General features: G+C 59.0%; 18 protein-coding genes and 1 pseudogene. 13 read left to right on the top strand and 6 right to left on the bottom strand.

Features of this window, described 5'->3' with window-relative positions:
* Nucleotides 1–56: 56 nt before the first annotated feature.
* The 4 genes and pseudogenes from J2X71_RS16765 to J2X71_RS16750 all read left to right on the top strand — a co-directional run bounded on the left by J2X71_RS16765 (nucleotide 57) and on the right by J2X71_RS16750 (nucleotide 4,003).
* Nucleotides 57–518, top strand: a complete 462-nt coding sequence (locus tag J2X71_RS16765; RefSeq protein WP_310383077.1) for an Lrp/AsnC family transcriptional regulator — start codon at nucleotides 57–59, stop codon at nucleotides 516–518.
* A 68-nt stretch (nucleotides 519–586) separates the two neighbouring features.
* Nucleotides 587–1,468 carry a DMT family transporter gene (locus tag J2X71_RS16760; protein WP_310383076.1) on the top strand — a complete coding sequence of 294 codons (882 nt, stop codon included), beginning with the start codon at nucleotides 587–589 and terminating at the stop codon, nucleotides 1,466–1,468.
* Between the two features lie 87 nt (nucleotides 1,469–1,555).
* Nucleotides 1,556–1,870, top strand: a pseudogene (locus J2X71_RS16755) (PilZ domain-containing protein); the annotation flags it as partial.
* Between the two features lie 144 nt (nucleotides 1,871–2,014).
* Nucleotides 2,015–4,003, top strand: coding sequence for a bifunctional 2',3'-cyclic-nucleotide 2'-phosphodiesterase/3'-nucleotidase (locus J2X71_RS16750; RefSeq protein WP_310383075.1), 1,989 nt, complete (start codon nucleotides 2,015–2,017; stop codon nucleotides 4,001–4,003).
* Nucleotides 4,004–4,042: 39 nt separating this feature from the next.
* Here J2X71_RS16750 and J2X71_RS16745 read toward each other — a convergent pair whose 3' ends face one another.
* Nucleotides 4,043–4,600 carry a DUF2087 domain-containing protein gene (locus J2X71_RS16745; RefSeq protein ID WP_310383074.1) on the bottom strand — a complete coding sequence of 186 codons (558 nt, stop codon included), beginning with the start codon at nucleotides 4,598–4,600 and terminating at the stop codon, nucleotides 4,043–4,045.
* A gap of 187 nt (nucleotides 4,601–4,787) precedes the next feature.
* The gene (locus J2X71_RS16740) at nucleotides 4,788–5,756 is read right to left on the bottom strand and encodes a LysR family transcriptional regulator (RefSeq protein WP_310383073.1); all 969 of its coding nucleotides are present in this window, start codon (nucleotides 5,754–5,756) and stop codon (nucleotides 4,788–4,790) included.
* 141 nt (nucleotides 5,757–5,897) lie between these two features.
* On the opposite strand from J2X71_RS16740, the gene J2X71_RS16735 reads away from it, so the two are divergent.
* Entirely contained in the window at nucleotides 5,898–6,512 is a 615-nt protein-coding gene (locus tag J2X71_RS16735) for an FMN-dependent NADH-azoreductase (protein WP_310383072.1), read from the top strand.
* 50 nt (nucleotides 6,513–6,562) lie between these two features.
* Here J2X71_RS16735 and J2X71_RS16730 read toward each other — a convergent pair whose 3' ends face one another.
* Nucleotides 6,563–7,141, bottom strand: a complete 579-nt coding sequence (locus J2X71_RS16730) for a TetR/AcrR family transcriptional regulator (RefSeq protein WP_310383071.1) — start codon at nucleotides 7,139–7,141, stop codon at nucleotides 6,563–6,565.
* Nucleotides 7,142–7,248: 107 nt separating this feature from the next.
* Between J2X71_RS16730 and J2X71_RS16725 the strand changes: the two genes are divergently transcribed.
* Nucleotides 7,249–8,025, top strand: a complete 777-nt coding sequence (locus J2X71_RS16725; protein ID WP_310383070.1) for an SDR family oxidoreductase — start codon at nucleotides 7,249–7,251, stop codon at nucleotides 8,023–8,025.
* 11 nt (nucleotides 8,026–8,036) lie between these two features.
* Here the strand turns inward: J2X71_RS16725 and J2X71_RS16720 are convergent, their stop codons facing one another.
* The 3 genes from J2X71_RS16720 to ilvA all read right to left on the bottom strand — a co-directional run bounded on the left by J2X71_RS16720 (nucleotide 8,037) and on the right by ilvA (nucleotide 11,167).
* Nucleotides 8,037–9,308, bottom strand: a complete 1,272-nt coding sequence (locus J2X71_RS16720; protein ID WP_310383069.1) for a GGDEF domain-containing protein — start codon at nucleotides 9,306–9,308, stop codon at nucleotides 8,037–8,039.
* A 242-nt stretch (nucleotides 9,309–9,550) separates the two neighbouring features.
* Nucleotides 9,551–9,880 carry an HlyU family transcriptional regulator gene (locus J2X71_RS16715; RefSeq protein ID WP_007812996.1) on the bottom strand — a complete coding sequence of 110 codons (330 nt, stop codon included), beginning with the start codon at nucleotides 9,878–9,880 and terminating at the stop codon, nucleotides 9,551–9,553.
* 36 nt (nucleotides 9,881–9,916) lie between these two features.
* Entirely contained in the window at nucleotides 9,917–11,167 is a 1,251-nt protein-coding gene (ilvA, locus tag J2X71_RS16710; RefSeq protein ID WP_310383068.1) for a threonine ammonia-lyase, read from the bottom strand.
* Nucleotides 11,168–11,363: 196 nt separating this feature from the next.
* Between ilvA and J2X71_RS16705 the strand changes: the two genes are divergently transcribed.
* From J2X71_RS16705 to J2X71_RS16675, 7 genes are all read left to right on the top strand, one after another.
* Complete coding sequence (locus J2X71_RS16705) at nucleotides 11,364–11,741, top strand: VanZ family protein (RefSeq protein WP_310383067.1); 378 nt, start codon at nucleotides 11,364–11,366, stop codon at nucleotides 11,739–11,741.
* Nucleotides 11,742–11,992: 251 nt separating this feature from the next.
* On the top strand, nucleotides 11,993–12,442 hold the full coding sequence (locus tag J2X71_RS16700) for an ester cyclase (protein ID WP_310383066.1): 450 nt from the start codon (nucleotides 11,993–11,995) through the stop codon (nucleotides 12,440–12,442).
* A gap of 267 nt (nucleotides 12,443–12,709) precedes the next feature.
* Nucleotides 12,710–13,804 (top strand): bifunctional DNA-binding transcriptional regulator/O6-methylguanine-DNA methyltransferase Ada, encoded by a 1,095-nt coding sequence (ada, locus tag J2X71_RS16695; protein WP_310383065.1) that lies wholly within the window; start codon nucleotides 12,710–12,712, stop codon nucleotides 13,802–13,804.
* A gap of 14 nt (nucleotides 13,805–13,818) precedes the next feature.
* Complete coding sequence (locus tag J2X71_RS16690) at nucleotides 13,819–14,040, top strand: hypothetical protein (protein WP_310383064.1); 222 nt, start codon at nucleotides 13,819–13,821, stop codon at nucleotides 14,038–14,040.
* Between the two features lie 158 nt (nucleotides 14,041–14,198).
* Entirely contained in the window at nucleotides 14,199–14,765 is a 567-nt protein-coding gene (locus J2X71_RS16685; protein ID WP_310383063.1) for a methylated-DNA--[protein]-cysteine S-methyltransferase, read from the top strand.
* Entirely contained in the window at nucleotides 14,762–15,511 is a 750-nt protein-coding gene (locus J2X71_RS16680; RefSeq protein ID WP_310383062.1) for a 2OG-Fe(II) oxygenase, read from the top strand. The genes J2X71_RS16685 and J2X71_RS16680 overlap by 4 nt, the downstream gene beginning before the upstream one ends.
* Nucleotides 15,512–15,641: 130 nt before the next feature.
* Nucleotides 15,642–16,160, top strand: coding sequence for a methylated-DNA--[protein]-cysteine S-methyltransferase (locus tag J2X71_RS16675; RefSeq protein ID WP_310383061.1), 519 nt, complete (start codon nucleotides 15,642–15,644; stop codon nucleotides 16,158–16,160).
* The last annotated feature ends 275 nt before the right edge of the window (nucleotides 16,161–16,435 follow it).

Below are 16,435 nucleotides of genomic sequence, written 5' to 3'. Positions count from 1 at the left end.
TCAGCAAAGTTTCGAAGATTATTGCGTTAACTATCCATTTTTCGAAGGTTCTTCGAATGTCTGATCTCGATAGTATCGATCTTGCGATTCTAAGGGCGCTACAGATCAATGCCCGTATCACCAATGCGGAGCTCGCCGACAAGGTGGGACTATCGCCTTCCGCCTCTTCGCGGCGGCTCGATATTCTCGAAAAGAGCGGTGTCATCGGCGGCTATCATGCGCGGCTTTCGCACAAGGCGCTCGATTACAAGATGATCGCCATCGTACACATCTCGCTGTCCGGCCAGTTCGCCAAGACGCTGTCGGAATTCGAGGCGGCAGTGAAACGCTGTCCGAACGTGCTCGTCTGCTACCTGATGTCCGGCGAGTACGACTATATCCTGCGGGTCGCCGCCCGTGATCTGGAAGATTATGAGCGCATCCACCGAGACTGGCTTTCGGCGCTGCCGCATGTGGTGAAGATCAATTCGAGCTTTGCGCTACGCGAAATCATCGACAGGCCGAATGTCGGCCTTTGAGCCCTTGCAAAGCCCTCGAATCCTGCCCTAGCTTGATGTTGCGGGCGTCTCCGCTTCAACGGCAAGACATGAAATCCAAGACTCACGGCTATATCTTCCTGCTCCTGGCACTGACGATCTTTTCAGCGCAGGATGCGATCTCGAAGCATCTTGGTTCAGCCTATTCGCCTATCTTCGTGACGATGGTGCGCTATTGGGCCTTCGGCCTGTTCACCTTGATTCTGGCCGCGAAAATGCGCGGTGGCATCGCCGCCACCGCTCGCACCAAGCACCCCTTTCTGCAGGTGTCGCGCGGCATTCTGCTTGCTGTGCAGGTGGTGCTGGCAATCACCTGTTTTGCGCTGATTGGCCTTGCGCATTCGCAGGCGATCTTTGCCGCTACCCCCATCATCGTCGCACTGCTTGCCATTCCCCTACTTGGCGAACGAGTTGGCTGGCGCCGCTGGACGGCAATCGGCGTCGGACTTTGCGGCGTGTTGCTGATCCTCAAGCCGGAGGGCGGGTTCTTCGACGTGAACCTGCTTCTTGCCGTCGTCTCCTGCGTCAACTTCGCGCTTTACGTGATCGCCACTCGTTACGTGAGCCGGCAGGATTCGGCGATGACGAGCTTCTTCTATACCGGTGTCGTCGGGGCTCTCGTGATGACGCTCGCAGGCCCTTTTTACTGGACGCCGGTTCAGGGCTGGGACTGGATGTGGATGCTGGCCGTCTGCCTGACCGGAACATCGAGCCACTATTTCCTGATCCGCGCCTATGACAGTCTCGACGCGGCCGCCGTCCAGCCGGTTACCTATATCCAGCTTGTCTACGCTTCTATCCTTGGCGTGCTCATCTACGGGGAGGAGCTGACGCTGAACATGATCGTCGGTTCGATCATCGTGGTCGCGGCCGGCATCTTCACGGTGTGGCGCGAACATGTCGTGGCGCGGCGAGCGGTCGTGCCGAATTGAGACTTTCGCAGCAATTTTAAATAAGCGCCTAAAGGCATTTCAATCTTCGCTGCCTATGCTCCTCCCGAATTCGTCACGGGGATAAGCATGATACGCAATCTCAAGATCACGACCCGCAAGGCCGACCGCAGGAGCTGCCGCGTTTTTGGCAAGATCCGTTATCTGAACAACCAGGTAGATGCCCGCATCCTTGATATTTCAGCTACGGGTGCAGCACTCGAAGTCAAGGCGCCGCTTTATGCGGCCTCGGGCAGCAAGGTCCGCATCGAAGCCGAAAATCTCGGCCTGCTCGAAGGCGTCATCCGCTGGACACATAATGGTCGTGTCGGCATCCAGTTCGACGTGAATTCCAATGCCCGCGCGCTCATTGCCTCCTATTTCCGCTTCTTCCATCGCGAAGTGCCACGCGTTCGGTAAAGCTTTCCAGAACGGTGCCGCTTTGGCGGCATCGTTTTTGCCATTCTGTCATTTTCGCGATGTACTCCTTTGCCAATCATCCTAAGTTCATCGAACCGGGTGATGCATGATGTCAAAAGGAGTGTTTCCATGCCTTCCATTCTCGATGTGCCTGCAATGAGCCGTCGTTCCCTGCTTGGCGGTCTTGCCGCCACTTCCGCTCTGGTGCTGCTGCACCCGTTCAGCGCCCGCGCTGCCGCAAACCAGGCGCATCTGCGGCTCATGGAAACGACCGACATCCACGTCAACGTCCTCCCTTATGACTATTATGCCGACAAGCCGAACGACACGATGGGCCTGTCGCGCACGGCAACGATCATCGACACGATCCGCGCGGAAGCCGTCAACTCGCTGCTGATCGACAATGGCGACGTGCTGCAGGGCAATCCGATGGGCGATTACATGGCCTACCAGCACGGTATGAAGGATGGCGACGTGCATCCGGTCGTCAAGGCGATGAACACGCTCGGCTATACGGTCGGCACGCTCGGGAACCACGAATTCAACTATGGCCTGGACTTCATGTTCAAGGTGCTGAACGGTGCGAACTTCCCGTTCGTCTGCGCCAACCTGACCAAGGGCCAACTCGCCTCCGATCCGAAGCAGGACGATCTGTTCTTCAAGCCCTATATCATCGTCGAAAAGCAGATCAAGGACGGCGCCGGCAATGAAAGCCCGGTCAAGATCGGCTTCATCGGCTTCGTACCGCCGCAGATCATGCTGTGGGACATCAAGAATCTCGAAGGCAAGGCGCAGACGCGCGATATCGTTCAGGCCGCCAAAGCCTGGGTGCCCGCCATGAAGGAAGCCGGCGCCGATATCATCATCGCCCTGTCCCATTCCGGCATCGATGGCTCAGGCCCATCCGAGAAGATGGAAAACGCCTCGCTGCATCTTGCTGCCGTCGAGGGTATCGACGCGATCTTCACCGGCCACCAGCATCTGGTCTTCCCTGGCCCGAAAACCTGGGATGGCATAACCGATGCCGATCCGGTCAAGGGTACGCTACATGGCAAGCCCGCCGTCATGGCCGGCTTTTGGGGTTCGCATCTCGGCCTGATCGACCTGCTGTTGGAGAAGGATGGCAACAGCTGGAAAATCGTCGCCTTCACCTCCGAAGCACGGCCCATCTACCATCGCGACGACAAGAAGAAAGTCGTTGCCGACGTCACCGATAAGAAAGAAGTGGTCGAGGCCGCCAAGGCAGAGCACGAGGCAACGCTTGCCTATGTCCGCACGCCTGTCGGCAAGACCTCCGCGCCGCTCTATTCCTACTTTGCGCTCGTTGCCGACGATCCCTCAGTGCAGATCGTTTCGCAGGCTCAGACCTGGTACATCAAGCAGATGCTGGCCGATACGCAGTTCAAGGATTTGCCGGTTCTCTCCGCCGCAGCGCCTTTCAAGGCCGGGGGCCGTGGCGGCGCCGACTACTATACGGATGTTCCGGCCGGCGATATCGCCATCAAGAATGTTGCCGACCTCTACCTCTATCCGAACACTGTTCAGGCTGTCGCAATCACCGGTGCGCAGGTGAAGAACTGGCTTGAAATGTCGGCCGGCATATTCAACCACATCGAGCCCGGCTCCAAAGATGCGCTTCTGCTGAACAACGACTTCCCGTCCTACAATTTCGACGTGATCGATGGCGTGACCTATCAGATCGATCTGTCGCAACCGCCGAAATATGATTCGTCGGGCAAGGCCGTCAATCCGGACTCCAACCGTATCCAGAACCTTGCCTTCGAGGGCAAGCCGATCGATCCGGCCCAGAAGTTCGTCGTCGTTTCCAACAATTATCGTGCCGGTGGCGGCGGCAGCTTCCCGGAAATCGCCTCCGACAAGGTGATCTTCCAAGCGCCGGACACCAACCGCGACGTCATCGTCCGCTATGTCCATGATCAGGGCACGATCAACCCGTCCGCCGACGGCAACTGGACCTTCAAGCCCCTGCCCGGCACGACCGTCGTGTTCGAAAGCGGCCCGAAAGCCAAACAGTATCTCGCCGACGTCAAGAGCGTGAAGATCGAGGATGCCGGCGAAGGCGCCGAGGGCTTCGCGAAGTTCAGGCTGGTTCTCTAAAGCCGCAGGGGCGCGGTTTCTTCAACCGCGCCCTTTCGCTCAAGCAGTTTCGGCCTCAGCTTCGATGCGACGAAGAAGCAAGCCGAGTTCGGCCGGCGGCTTCTTTTCGATCCGGAGATATTGCCTGCCATCGCGGGTGCGGTGGACAAGCCCGAAATCGAAAAGCTCGCGGCGCAGCAGTGCCGCATCGCCGAAAAGATGCAGGCGGCTCAGCAAGTCGCTGATTTCGCGCTCCGTCAGTTCCGTATTCGACGGTAGTTTCGACCACAGGAACCATAAGCAAAGCTCCTGCAGCCCCCTCCTGCCCGGCCAGCGGATCAGTCGACCATTGCCATCGAAATGGCGCGATGCCTTCAGCACACGGTCTTCGTCCGGCAAAGGCTGGGGATCCAGCTTCAGGCTCCAGTCCTTCAGCACTTCGGCGGAGTGCGCCACGCTGCGGAAATGCTGGTAGTTGCGATAACCCGCCGCGCGAGTCAGCAGATTGAGCATCTCGACATGGCTCGGCCTGTCAGCGAGCGCTTCGATCTGCTTACGGAGAGATTTGGCAAAAGCCGAGAGATCGGCGATTTCCATTGGAAAGATAGATCTGGTCACGTCTTATCCTCAACGCGCCGTTCCCTGAAAAGGTGTCGGTGGTCGCCGGCTTTCGACTTCGGCACAGGACAAGTGCTGATGATCTTTCTAAAGCAGGTTTAGCTTCCCTTGCGGGACGGCGACGCCTCGGTGAACTGCAGACCGTGACGCCGTTATAGCAAAGGCCGGAAACCCGTCAACTGTGCGGCTATTCCGCAGCCTCGCGAATGGCGTGCAGTCCGTCGATGCCCAGCATGTTGATGAGTTCGCCATGGCTCGGGCACATGGAGAGTCGCCGGCGGAAGGCTTCGATCAGCCACTGGCCGGCAGGACCCGGCGGGTTGGCGGCCTTGCGCATGGCGTAGATCGGGTATTCGCCCTGCTCGTAGGCCTCCAGCTTGATGGCGACCAGATTGCCCTTCATAATGTCGTCACCGACGAGAGACACCGGCAAGCCACCCCAGCCAAGACCACCCTTGATGAGTTGATGTTTGGTCGCAATGTCGCTGACGCGCCATGTCCTGTAAGACAGAACATTGAAATCCCGCCCCTTGGTAAGCCCGGAAGCGTCGGAGACCACGAGCTGGATCTCTTCACGTACATCGGCCAGCGTCAGGGGCCGTTCGATACGCGCCAGCGGATGATCGGGCGCGACTACAGGAACCATGAAGGAATAGCCGATCTTTTCAGCTATCAGCGAATCTTCCTGCCTCACGAGCGCGCCGCCAATGCCGATGTCGGCTTTGTCGCTCAATACCATGTCCATGACCATGCCGAGCTCGCCGACATTGAGGTTGAGCGCAACGCTGGGGAATTTCTCGCGGAATTCACGCAGCTCCATCATGACGGCATTGGCTGGCACCATCACGCTGATCGCCAGAGAAAGCTCCGCCTCCAGCCCCTGCTTCATGCTTTTCACGCGGGCGCGCATGACTTCGAGGTCAGCCATCAGGCGGCGGGCGTCTTCAAGCATTGCCTTGCCGGCATCCGTCAGCTTCGGCTGGCGGGCGCCGGAGCGCTCGAAGAGCGGCACTTCAAGCTGGGCTTCCAGATTGGCGATCGTATAGCTGATGACCGACTGCGCGCGGTTCAGCACACGCGAGGCGGCTGAAAAGCTGCCGGTTTCGGCGACCGTCAGGAAAACCTGCAATTGATCCAGTGTCGGGTTGGGAAGCATATTCCATCCAATCCATCGATAATTTTGATCGACATTATCCCAGTTTTTTCGATACTGGGCCAGCCTTATTTCTTGTCTCGAACACAGCGGCCCACCGCTCCCAACCGGCCGCTGAACCGCAATTCGAGAGGAAATTCGACCATGTCTTCCATTCTTCTTCTGACGTCCAGCCCGCGTTCAGAGTCCCTTTCCACGTCGATCGCCGTTGAACTCGCTGATAAGCTCAAGGCTCAGAACCCCGGTAGCGTCGTCGTCCGCCGCGACCTTGCTGCAAATCCGCTGCCGCACATTGACGATCTCTTCACCGCGGCCATCCGCAAGCCGCCGGAAGCCCGTACCGCCCAGGAAGCTGCTGCAGTCAAGACTTCCGACGAGCTCGTCAACGAGTTGCTCGCAGCCGACAGCATCGTCATCGGTACCGGCCTCATCAATTTCAACATCTATTCTTCGCTGAAGACCTGGATCGATAATGTGGCCCGCGCCGGCCTCACCTTCAAGTATACCGAAAGCGGCCCGGTCGGCCTCGCCACCGGCAAGAAGGTCTATGTCGTCCTCGCTTCCGGCGGCGTCTATTCCCAGGGTCCGGCTGCCGGCATGAACCATGCTGTCCCGTATCTGAAGTCGGTTCTTGGCTTCCTCGGCATTACCGACATTGAAACCATCTATGTCGAAGGCCTCGCTTTCGGCCCGGAAGTTGCGGAAAAGGCCATCGGCGCCGCCAAGTCGCGCGTCGAGGAACTCGCTCTCGCTGCCTAACCTGCAAATTCAAAAGTTCCACTTGAGGGGGCCGGCGCAAGCCGGCCCTTTCATTTTGCCGAGAAACCATCGACGAAGGACCGGACCGTTTCCAGGATTTCTTCAGAGAGTTTTTCGTCGTCGGCAATGCGTGCAAGGCCGACCGCACCCGTCATCAGGCACGAAACGATGATTGCTTTGCGGCGTGCGTCAGCCTCGTCGACCGCATTCATACGGCCTGTCATGTATCCGAGATTCGTCTTCAACTGTTCGGTCGCAAGCGAGCGGCATTTCTCGTCGCTGCGGGCAAGGTCGGCGGTCAACGCGGCAAAAGGGCATCCGCCGCTTACGTCATCGCGATGGACCTCGCTGAGGTAATTGGCGGAATATTCCGCCATCGGAATATCTGCCGGCGCCCTGCCCTGCGAACGCACTTTCGCTTCCCAGGACCCGAAAGCCAGCTTCATGGCTTCGGCCACCATGTCATCGCGTGACGCAAAATGCTTATAGAAGCCACCGACCGTCAGCCCGGCCTCCTTCATCAGATCGGCGACGCCGATACCCTCGAGCCCCCTCTCCCGCAGGCGCCTGGAAGCAATCTCGACGATCCTGTCGTGCGTCTTCTGCTTTTCGAGTTGCGAATGGCCCATTGAAAATCTCCCGGCATACGGACTTGACTCAAGTGGATTACAATCATAATCCTTGTAGATATCGATCATAATCCAGATCGAGGTATTTTCCAATAGGAGCCATTCCCATGCGTCTCAAGAACAAGATCGCGCTGATTACCGGCGGCAACAGCGGTATCGGGCTTGCCACCGCCAAGGTCTTCGTCGCCGAAGGCGCGAAGGTCATCATCACCGGCCGTAACCCGGAAACGCTCGCAGCGGCCAAGAAGGCGCTTGGTGGCGATGTGCTGGCGCTGAAGATCGATCTCACCGACGTTGCGGCAGCGGAAAAGATCTTCGCCGAGGCTGCTTCTGATGTCGGCAAGTTCGATATCGTCTTTGCCAATGCCGGCATCGGCGGCGCTACACCACTCGGCCAGACCTCACTGGAACAGTTCGAAAAGATTATCAGTACCAACCTGACCTCGGTCTTCTTCACGGTTCAGTCCGCACTGCCGCATCTGAACGATGGCGCTTCGGTCATTCTCAACGGCTCCGTCCACGCCGTTCTCGGTGCGCCGGGCTGGTCGGCCTACGCCGCCACGAAGGGCGCTGTGCGCTCCATGACCCGCAACCTCGCCTCCGAGCTCGCACCGCGCGGCATCCGCGTCAATCAGGTAACGCCGGGCGGCACGCGCACGCCGATCTGGTCGCCCTACGCGCAGACGGAAGATGCGATGACGGCACTGGAGGAAAAGCTCGGGAATATGAGCGCGCTTGGCCGCATGAGCGAAGCAGACGAGATCGCGAAGGCTGCGCTTTATCTCGCCTCTGATGATTCCAGCAATGTCACGGGAATCGAGATTACCGTCGATGGCGGCATGACGAGCGCTCCCTCCGGCGCCAAGATCTTCCGCACCGCCTGAGCGGGCCTGATCTAGCTGACTTTTACGACACCGGAGCGGCCGACGACACAGTTGCGGCCGCTCTTCTTTGCCTCGTAGAGGCGGCTGTCCGCCGCCGAAAGCACAGTCGTGAAGCTGTCCCCATCTTCGTCGGCAGTTGCGACACCTATGCTCACAGATACGGGCGCGTCGTCAGGCGTCTTGACGCTGGTCACAATCGTCCAGCGCAGGCGCTCGGCGAGCAGCAATGCCTCCTCATGGCCAGTACCGGGGCAAACGGCAACAAACTCTTCGCCGCCGAAGCGGAAGATGCGGTCGCTGGAGCGGAGTGTCGTTCCAAGCCTGGAGGCAATAGCCTTCAGAACCTCATCGCCCTGCAGATGGCCGAAGCCGTCATTGACGTCCTTGAAGTGGTCGGCATCGATGATGAGAACGGTCGCATACTGGCCCTGCCGAAGCGCCTCACGTACCATCAGCGGCGCCTCCAGCTCCATACGGCTGCGGTCATAGACGCCGGTCAGCATATCGCGGCCGGTGCGTTCCAGGAGATCGTTGTAGCGCTCACGGAATGTCAGATCGCCGAAGAGGTCGCTGATCGAGCGGGCCGAGGCGGCAACGCCGGCCCGGCGGATACGGTATTCGTAGATGGCAAACATCAGGGAATAGAGGCAGACGGCCAGCATCTTGGCTTTCCATCCGGCCCAGAAGGCCGCCATCGGAACGCCCATGAAATAGTGCAGGCCGCTGAAGAAACAGATCTGGTCAAAGGTCAGAACCACGAGGCCCGAGATCATGAAGCGCAACACCACGCGCCTGCGCATGAAATCGCCAAGCTTTTCGTAGAGCAGGATGATGCCAAGCGAGTCGAGGTAGAGAACTGCCGTTCCCCACACCATCAGCCAGCCCATTTCCTTCAGGAAATCGACGTCTGCCGGATGACCGGGCGACAGCTCCAGCGGTTGGTGAAGCTGCAGTACCCAGGCAATGGCGACGGTCAGGAGATTGCCGAGAAACAGACCATAGATCGGCTGGCGGACGGTCGCCGCATCCTCCTGCAGGTAGAGCATGAGGATCATCATCAGCTTGCCGGAAAAGAAGATCGAAGAACCCGGCGAGACGCTCCCGAACGGCAGGGAAACATAGAAGACCGCAGCGAGATAGGTCTCCATGAAATGCATGACGCCAAGCGCCGTCAGGAAGACGCCCAATCCGAGGCGCTGGCGAAAATGCAGGAGACTGACCATCAGCACGAAATAGCCGACGGCTTCGAAGATGAAGAGCGCGGAGTTCAAGAGCTCCATCACGGTCCTCCGCCTACAACAGGACCGCGCGAGAGAGCCGCAGCCGCCGCAGCGGATCTTCTGGTCAGTCGTCCGGAAAGCTCAAACACATGCGGCGCCCTGCAAAACCTGCAGGCGCCACCTTCGCCATAATCCTTTAAGATTAGGTGAGCAACGCAGCAATTTCCATCACGGAAATGCTGTCATAGTTTTGAAAAACAACGGGAAATGGCGGTTCGAAAAAGCCTTGTCCGGCTAACGAGCGCTCAGACCTGCCGAAGCTTCTCGCCATCGCCGAAGAGGGAGGGGCCATGCTGATCGATGATCTGTTGCGCCTTGCGCACCGTGCATTCGATCGCATCATCGGACGAGGAAAAGAGATCGGCGCGAATGAACTTGCGCACGAGAACGTCCTCGCCAACCTTCTTTTCGATGCGGCCGGCTAGACGATACTGGCCGCCTTCCTTCTGCGGCTCCGCATAGATGGTGCAATCGCCATAGAGCTGCGGCTCACCGGAAGGACCCGCAGCTGCCTCGGTGGAGGATTTGCCGCCGCCGGAGAATACCGAAAGAATGTTTGAAAGGAACGAAGCCATAATCCGCCTTTAGCACGCAGTGCAGTGGACGCAAAGTCAAATGATCAGGTTTGCGAGGATCTCATTTTCGGTAATGTCCTCGAAGCCCATGCCTGATCTTTCGAAATTGGCGACCAGCGTCGCGAAGTTCTCTGGAGCCGTCGTCTCGATGCCGATGAGGATCGAACCGAAATTGCGCGCCGATTTCTTGAGATATTCGAAGCGGGCGATGTCGTCATGCGGCCCGAGAAGATTGAGGAAATCGCGCAAAGCGCCGGGGCGCTGGGCAAGACGCAGGATGAAGTATTTCTTCAGGCCAGCGTAGCGCATGGCCCTTTCCTTGACATCGGGCAGCCGCTCGAAATCGAAATTGCCGCCCGAGACGACGGCAACGATCGTCTTGCCCTTGATGGCCTCGCGATCCATGGCGGCGATCGCCGTCAGCGACAGGGCACCGGCTGGCTCCAGCACCACGCCTTCGACGTTGAGCATCTCCTGGATGGTAACGCAGATGGCATTTTCCGGCATCAGCCTGACCTGCTCGACTGAAAAGTCCTTCAGGGCCGCGAAATTTAGGTCGCCGATGCGAGCGACAGCCGCGCCGTCGACGAAATTGTCGACCTTGGGAAGCGTCACCACCTGCCCGGCCTCGAGGCTGCGGCGCAAACTCGGGGCGCCGGCAGGTTCGGTAAAGACAAAATCGGATTTCGCAACGATGCCGTCGAGATAACCGGTGATGCCAGCAGCAAGGCCGCCGCCGCCAACCGGCAGGACGACCATGTCGGGCACCGTGCCTTCGGGAAGCTGCTGCATGATTTCTGCAGCAACCGTCGCCTGGCCCTCTATGATGTCGGCATGATCGAAAGGCGGCACCATGACACCACCGATCGCCTCCACATGATCGCGGGCGGCCTGGTAGCACTGGTCGAAGAAATCGCCGATGAGCTCGATGGTGATGAAACCGGCGCCGAACATGCGTGTCTTGTCGATCTTCTGCTGCGGCGTGGTGACCGGCATGAAGACGACGCCCGGCACTCCGAAATGGCGGCAGACGAAGGCAAAGCCCTGCGCGTGATTGCCGGCAGACGCGCAGACGAAAGTCTTGCCGCCCGCACCTTCGGCAATCGCCTTGCGGAAGAAATTGAACGCGCCGCGGATCTTGTAGGATCGCACCGGCGAAAGATCCTCGCGCTTCAGCCAGATATCGGCACCGTAGCGGGCGGAAAGGTGATCATTGAGCTGCAGCGGCGTAGCGGGGAAAAGGCTGCGCATTGCCTCTTCTGCGCCTTCGACATCGTGTCTTGTCACGGGCGTTCGTCCATTCTTCAAAAATCCAGACGTCGCTATGACACAGGCCGCTTGGGGAAAGAAGCCCGTTTGCGCCATTTGCGGTTCGCCCGATGAAAGGCTTCCTTAAGCGCGTCTTCAGATTGGGACCAAGATCCAGGTTACGTGGACGGCTTTTAACTTGATGGGGTACAGCAATTGCTAATATGACGGCAAGATGACATCCAAGATCACAAAGCTTCTGGCGTGGCTTTTTCTCGCCTTCATCCTGTTCGTCACAGTTTCGCCGATCGAATTGCGACCCCACACGATCGAAACACCTGACATCGACCGTGCCGCGGCTTACCTTGCGGCAGGGCTGGCTTTTGCCCTTGCTTATCCGAAACAATGGAAAACGGTTGCCGTGCTGCTGATCTTCGGCGCGGTCGCGATCGAATATCTGCAGTACCTGTCGCCGACGCGGCATGCGCGCCTTCACGATGCGGGAGTCAAGGCAATGGGCGCAGCAATCGGCCTGACCGTTGGCTGGGTTTTCAACAAATGGCGTGAAGCGAAAACCGGGGCGAATGTCGCCGCGCAATTTGCCAGACGCTGACAACGGACGGGAACGTTAGCGCCCACGCAATTGCAAGACCCAGAAGAAAAGCGGCACCGCTGCCGACGCCGTTCCAGGTGAAGCCGTTGCATAATAGCTCGAGTTGGCGCCTCAGCATTGGCGTCGTCCATATGCTTTTAATTTCGAGGCAAGAACCGGAGTTCCACAGGGCCGACATGCACCTATTCCAAGCTCAGGTCATCGAGCGGTTTCGATGATCCTCCCGAAACAGATCAGAGGATCCATTTCAAATGAGCAAGGAAGAAGACAACAAGGCCGTCGTCGCGCGCTGGTTCACCGAATTTTGGGGCAAGGACGTCAATCTTGCCGTCGTCGACGAGATTGCGGCACCCGACATGCTGCTCAAATATTCGCTGCACGAACCCCGCCGCGGCCATGACGACATCAAGGCGTTCATGACCGATTTCCGCGCCGCATTTCCCGATCTCAACTTCTGGGGCACGGCCGATCTCATCGCCGAGGGTGACTATGTCGTCGGCCAGTGGGAGGGCGGCGGCACCCATACCGGTCCAGCCTTCAACGACTTCCTGATCGGCGGTCTCCCGGCCGCAACCGGCCGCAAGATGCACTTCACCGGCACCACGGTGCTGAAGCTGAGCGACGGCAGGATCGTCGAGGAGATCGGTCTCGATGACGGTGTAACCGCCCTCACCCAGCTCGGGCTGATGAAGGCTGCTTGATCGAGGCATTCTGTCGCCTGCCGGCTCCGCGGCAAGCGACGTTTCACAGGTTTTCGGATGAGGTCCGTGCTTCCAGCGCGGGCCTCTTTTTCTTTTGAACGGCATCGCTCCAATGCGCTTGACCAACCAAGGCATCAACGCCGGTCGACGAGGCACTCCTCTCGGATGAAATCGGGTGGCTGCTATTCGGATTTGAAAGCAAGAATAGGAGTGTGTCCGACCGGGTTTTGCGGGACGATCACTTCGACCATATGAGAAGATAAGACCATGACCACGGTGCATAAAGCTGCCATCTCATCAGTCGCTGACGATCCTCGCTGGGCGCGTATCGTCGGGCGGGACAAGACTGCCGACGGACATCTCTGGTATTCGGTCTCGACGACAGGCGTCTACTGCCGGCCGTCGTGTCCCTCCAGGACTGCCAATCCCAGGAATGTCCAGCTCCATGACAGCATCGAAAGCGCCAGGGCGACCGGATTCCGGCCTTGCCAGCGCTGTAATCCCGAAGGACCGTCGCTCGAATACGAGAACGCGAACCTTGTCGCGAAGGCGTGCCGCCTTATCGAGGAGAGCGAGGGAGAGCCTTCGCTTGAAGAACTGGCTGATAGGGTCGGCCGCAGCCCGAGTTATTTCCACCGCGTATTCAAGGCAGTGACCGGGCTGACACCGAAGAACTATGCCGCGGCACATCGCGCTGAGAAGGTCCGTCAGGGCCTTGCGTCCGGCAATACCGTCACGGAGGCGATATATGATGCAGGCTTCAATTCCAGCGGACGCTTCTATGAGAAGTCGACCGGCATGCTCGGCATGACGCCATCACAATATCGCGCCGGTGGTGCCAACGAAGAGATCAGGTTCGCGGTCGGGCAGACTTCGCTGGGAGCCATCCTCGTCGCCTCGAGCAGGAAGGGTGTTGTATCTATTCTCCTGGGTGACGATCCGGACAAGCTCGTCCACGATCTTCAGGACCGTTTTCCGAAGGCTCGTCTGGTCGGCGCCAACAGGGACTACGACGCCCTGGTCGCGCGCGTCGTCGGTTTCGTCGAGAAGCCGGGCGTCGGCCTCGATCTCCCCCTTGATGTCCGCGGCACCGCCTTTCAGCAACGTGTCTGGCAGGCATTGAGGGAAATCCCTGTCGGCGAGACAATCTCTTACGCCGAAATCGCTCGGCGGATTGGATCGCCGCATGCGATGCGTGCGGTCGCCGGAGCATGCGCGGCAAACAAGCTTGCCGTCGCCATTCCCTGCCATCGTGTCATTCGCAATGACGGCGCCCTTTCGGGCTATGCCTGGGGCGTCGAGCGCAAGCGCGCCCTGATCGACCGGGAAGCGCCCGGTCCGGAGTCATCCGATCATGCGTGATCTGTTTGAAGGTATTGTCCCGCCGGACCCGCCATGGCACCGACGCCACTGCCGATGCGTTTGACGAACTTTCCCATGCCGATCCCGCCAGATCGCTCGTGATGGCGTATTTCAACCAGCTGGTCATCGATGGCCTTGCGGAGTGGGATATGCTTGCCAATGGAGATATCCGGCTCTGTTTCCCGACAGGAGAGACGTTCCTGCTGGCAGAGACGGTAATCATCCGCCTTGCATGAGAACAAACGGTCGTTGGACCGATGGCGCGTGTCACGACACTCGGCCTTTTTACCTGATGCTAAAAAGAAGAACTCCGATTTGAAAGCAAGGACCGGAGTTCGGGCGGGCCGGCGGCCGGATAGTTTCGATCATGAGGACAAACGAAGGAGTTAGTTCAATGAACCTCATGATTTCCAACACCAACTCGCGGCCTGCACCCGCGGCAAAGAATGCCAATCCTGGCACCGACATCCTCTCTTACGCGACGGGCGAATGCGCCCTGGGCCCAGTGCTGGTCGCTCGCAGCGACAGAGGCGTCTGCGCCATTCTGATCGGCGACAAGGACGAAGATCTCACGGATGATCTTGCGAACCGGTTTCCTGAAGCCGGACTCATTGCGAATGAAATCGCTGTCCACGATGATCTCGCGAAAGTCATCCTCTTCGTGAAGAAGCCCGCTGACGGACTTCATCTCACGCTCGACATGCGCGGGACGCCATTCCAGCGCCGCGTTTGGGAGAAGCTCTGTGCGATCCCTGCCGGCAAGACGACAACCTACATGGAATTGGCCCGTCACGTCGGCGCACGGACATCGCCCCGCGCGGTCGGCGCGGCCTGCGCCGCCAATCCCATTGCACTGGCGATCCCCTGCCACCGCGTCGTGCGCAGCGACGGCGATCTCGCGGGCTATCGCTGGGGTATCGAACGCAAGCGTGAGCTGCTCCGGAAGGAGGCTATAGCATGAGCCTCCCTTCCCCTACTATCTCCCCGACCTCTGCGGACATGTCCGCGGAGGCACGCGTAGCCAGCTACGACTGGCGGTCGCTCGCAGGCGATCTCGACAATTATGGCTGCGCCGTCCTGCCAAAGCTCCTCTCGCCGGATGAGTGCCTCGGCATCGCAATGCTCTATTCGGACGAAAGCCACTTCCGTAGTCACATCCACATGGCTCGGCATGGTTTCGGCAAGGGTGAATACCGCTATTTCAACTATCCGCTTCCGGGCCTGCTCGGTGGCTTACGGACGGCGCTCTATCCGCGTCTCGCTGAGGTCGCCAACCAATGGAACGCTCGCATGGGGATCGATGAACGCTATCCCGCTGCGCATTCGTCCTTTCTCGAACAGTGCCACAATGCCGGCCAGATACGTCCGACGCCGCTTCTGCTGCAATATGTTCCAGGTGACTTCAATTGCCTTCACCAGGATCTCTACGGCGATCTCGCGTTCCCGATCCAGGTTGCGTTTCTCCTGTCCGAGCCCGGCGAGGACTTCACCGGTGGCGAATTCGTGCTGACCGAACAGCGGCCGCGCATGCAAAGCCGCGTCGAGGTGGTCCCGCTTCGCCGCGGCGATGCCGTTGCCTTCGCCGTTCACAACCGGCCGGTACAGGGTTCGAAGGGGAATTACCGCGTGAACCTGCGCCATGGCGTGAGCCGTATCCGCACCGGCATGCGCCACACCGTCGGGATCATTTTCCACGACGCGCGTTAAGGACACGGCGGATGCCTCCGGAGCCATCAGGCGGCATCGTGCCTTTTCCGATTTGAAAGCAAGATCCGGATCGGCTGCACCGCAGCAAACTTCTATTCTTCAGATACAAACAGTTCCACAGGAGGCAAAAATGCCCGAAGTCATCCGCTTCGCATGGGGGATCTGCTCCCTCGGCGACTTCATTGTTGCCATGTCCGACAAAGGGATCGTCGCCTTGGAATTCAGTTCGCAGCGCTCCGCAATGGAGGACGCCTCGCGCTTGCGCTTCCCGGAAGCCGACTTCATTGACGGCCAGGCGGATCTCGGCGACGTCCTTGTGAAGGTGGAGCAGGCAATCGAGAACCCTGGCCTTGATCCTAATATTCCGCTCGATCTGCGCGGAACTCCGTACCAGATTAAGGTCTGGTCGATGCTGGGTGCCATACCCATGGGCGAAACGACGAATTATGGCGCGCTGGCTGCCAATTTGGGCACGCGCGATGCCCGAGAGGTGACCGAAGCAATCGCTTCAAATCCCATAGCCGTCCTCGTTCCGTGCCACCGCGTCATCAAGAAGGATGGCTCGATCTCCGGCTACCGCTGGGGCTTTAAGCGGAAGCGCGACCTGCTGGCACGCGAGCACCGGCTCGGGACCCTCAAAGCTGTCTAGAGTCCGCGCAACTGCAAAGCCCAGAAGAATAGCGGCACTGCTGCCACCGCCGTTCCCAATAGTAGAAAGGCACTCATCTTGAAGAGCCTGACGCGCCGCGTTTTTGCTCCATCCCAGTCGTAAACCATCGTCTTACTCCCACTAAGACAACACTTACTCAACCGCACAGTGCCTATATTTTTTGCAGCACTGACGCCATAGACAAGCGCTGCCTATGGTTTATCCACACTATACAAGCACATTCGAACACGTTTATGAAGATGGTGCGAGCGACG

Origin of the sequence: Rhizobium sp. 1399 (assembly GCF_031455475.1) — a bacterium.
GTDB lineage: Bacteria > Pseudomonadota > Alphaproteobacteria > Rhizobiales > Rhizobiaceae > Rhizobium.
This window is presented reverse-complemented; position numbering and strand designations above follow the sequence as displayed.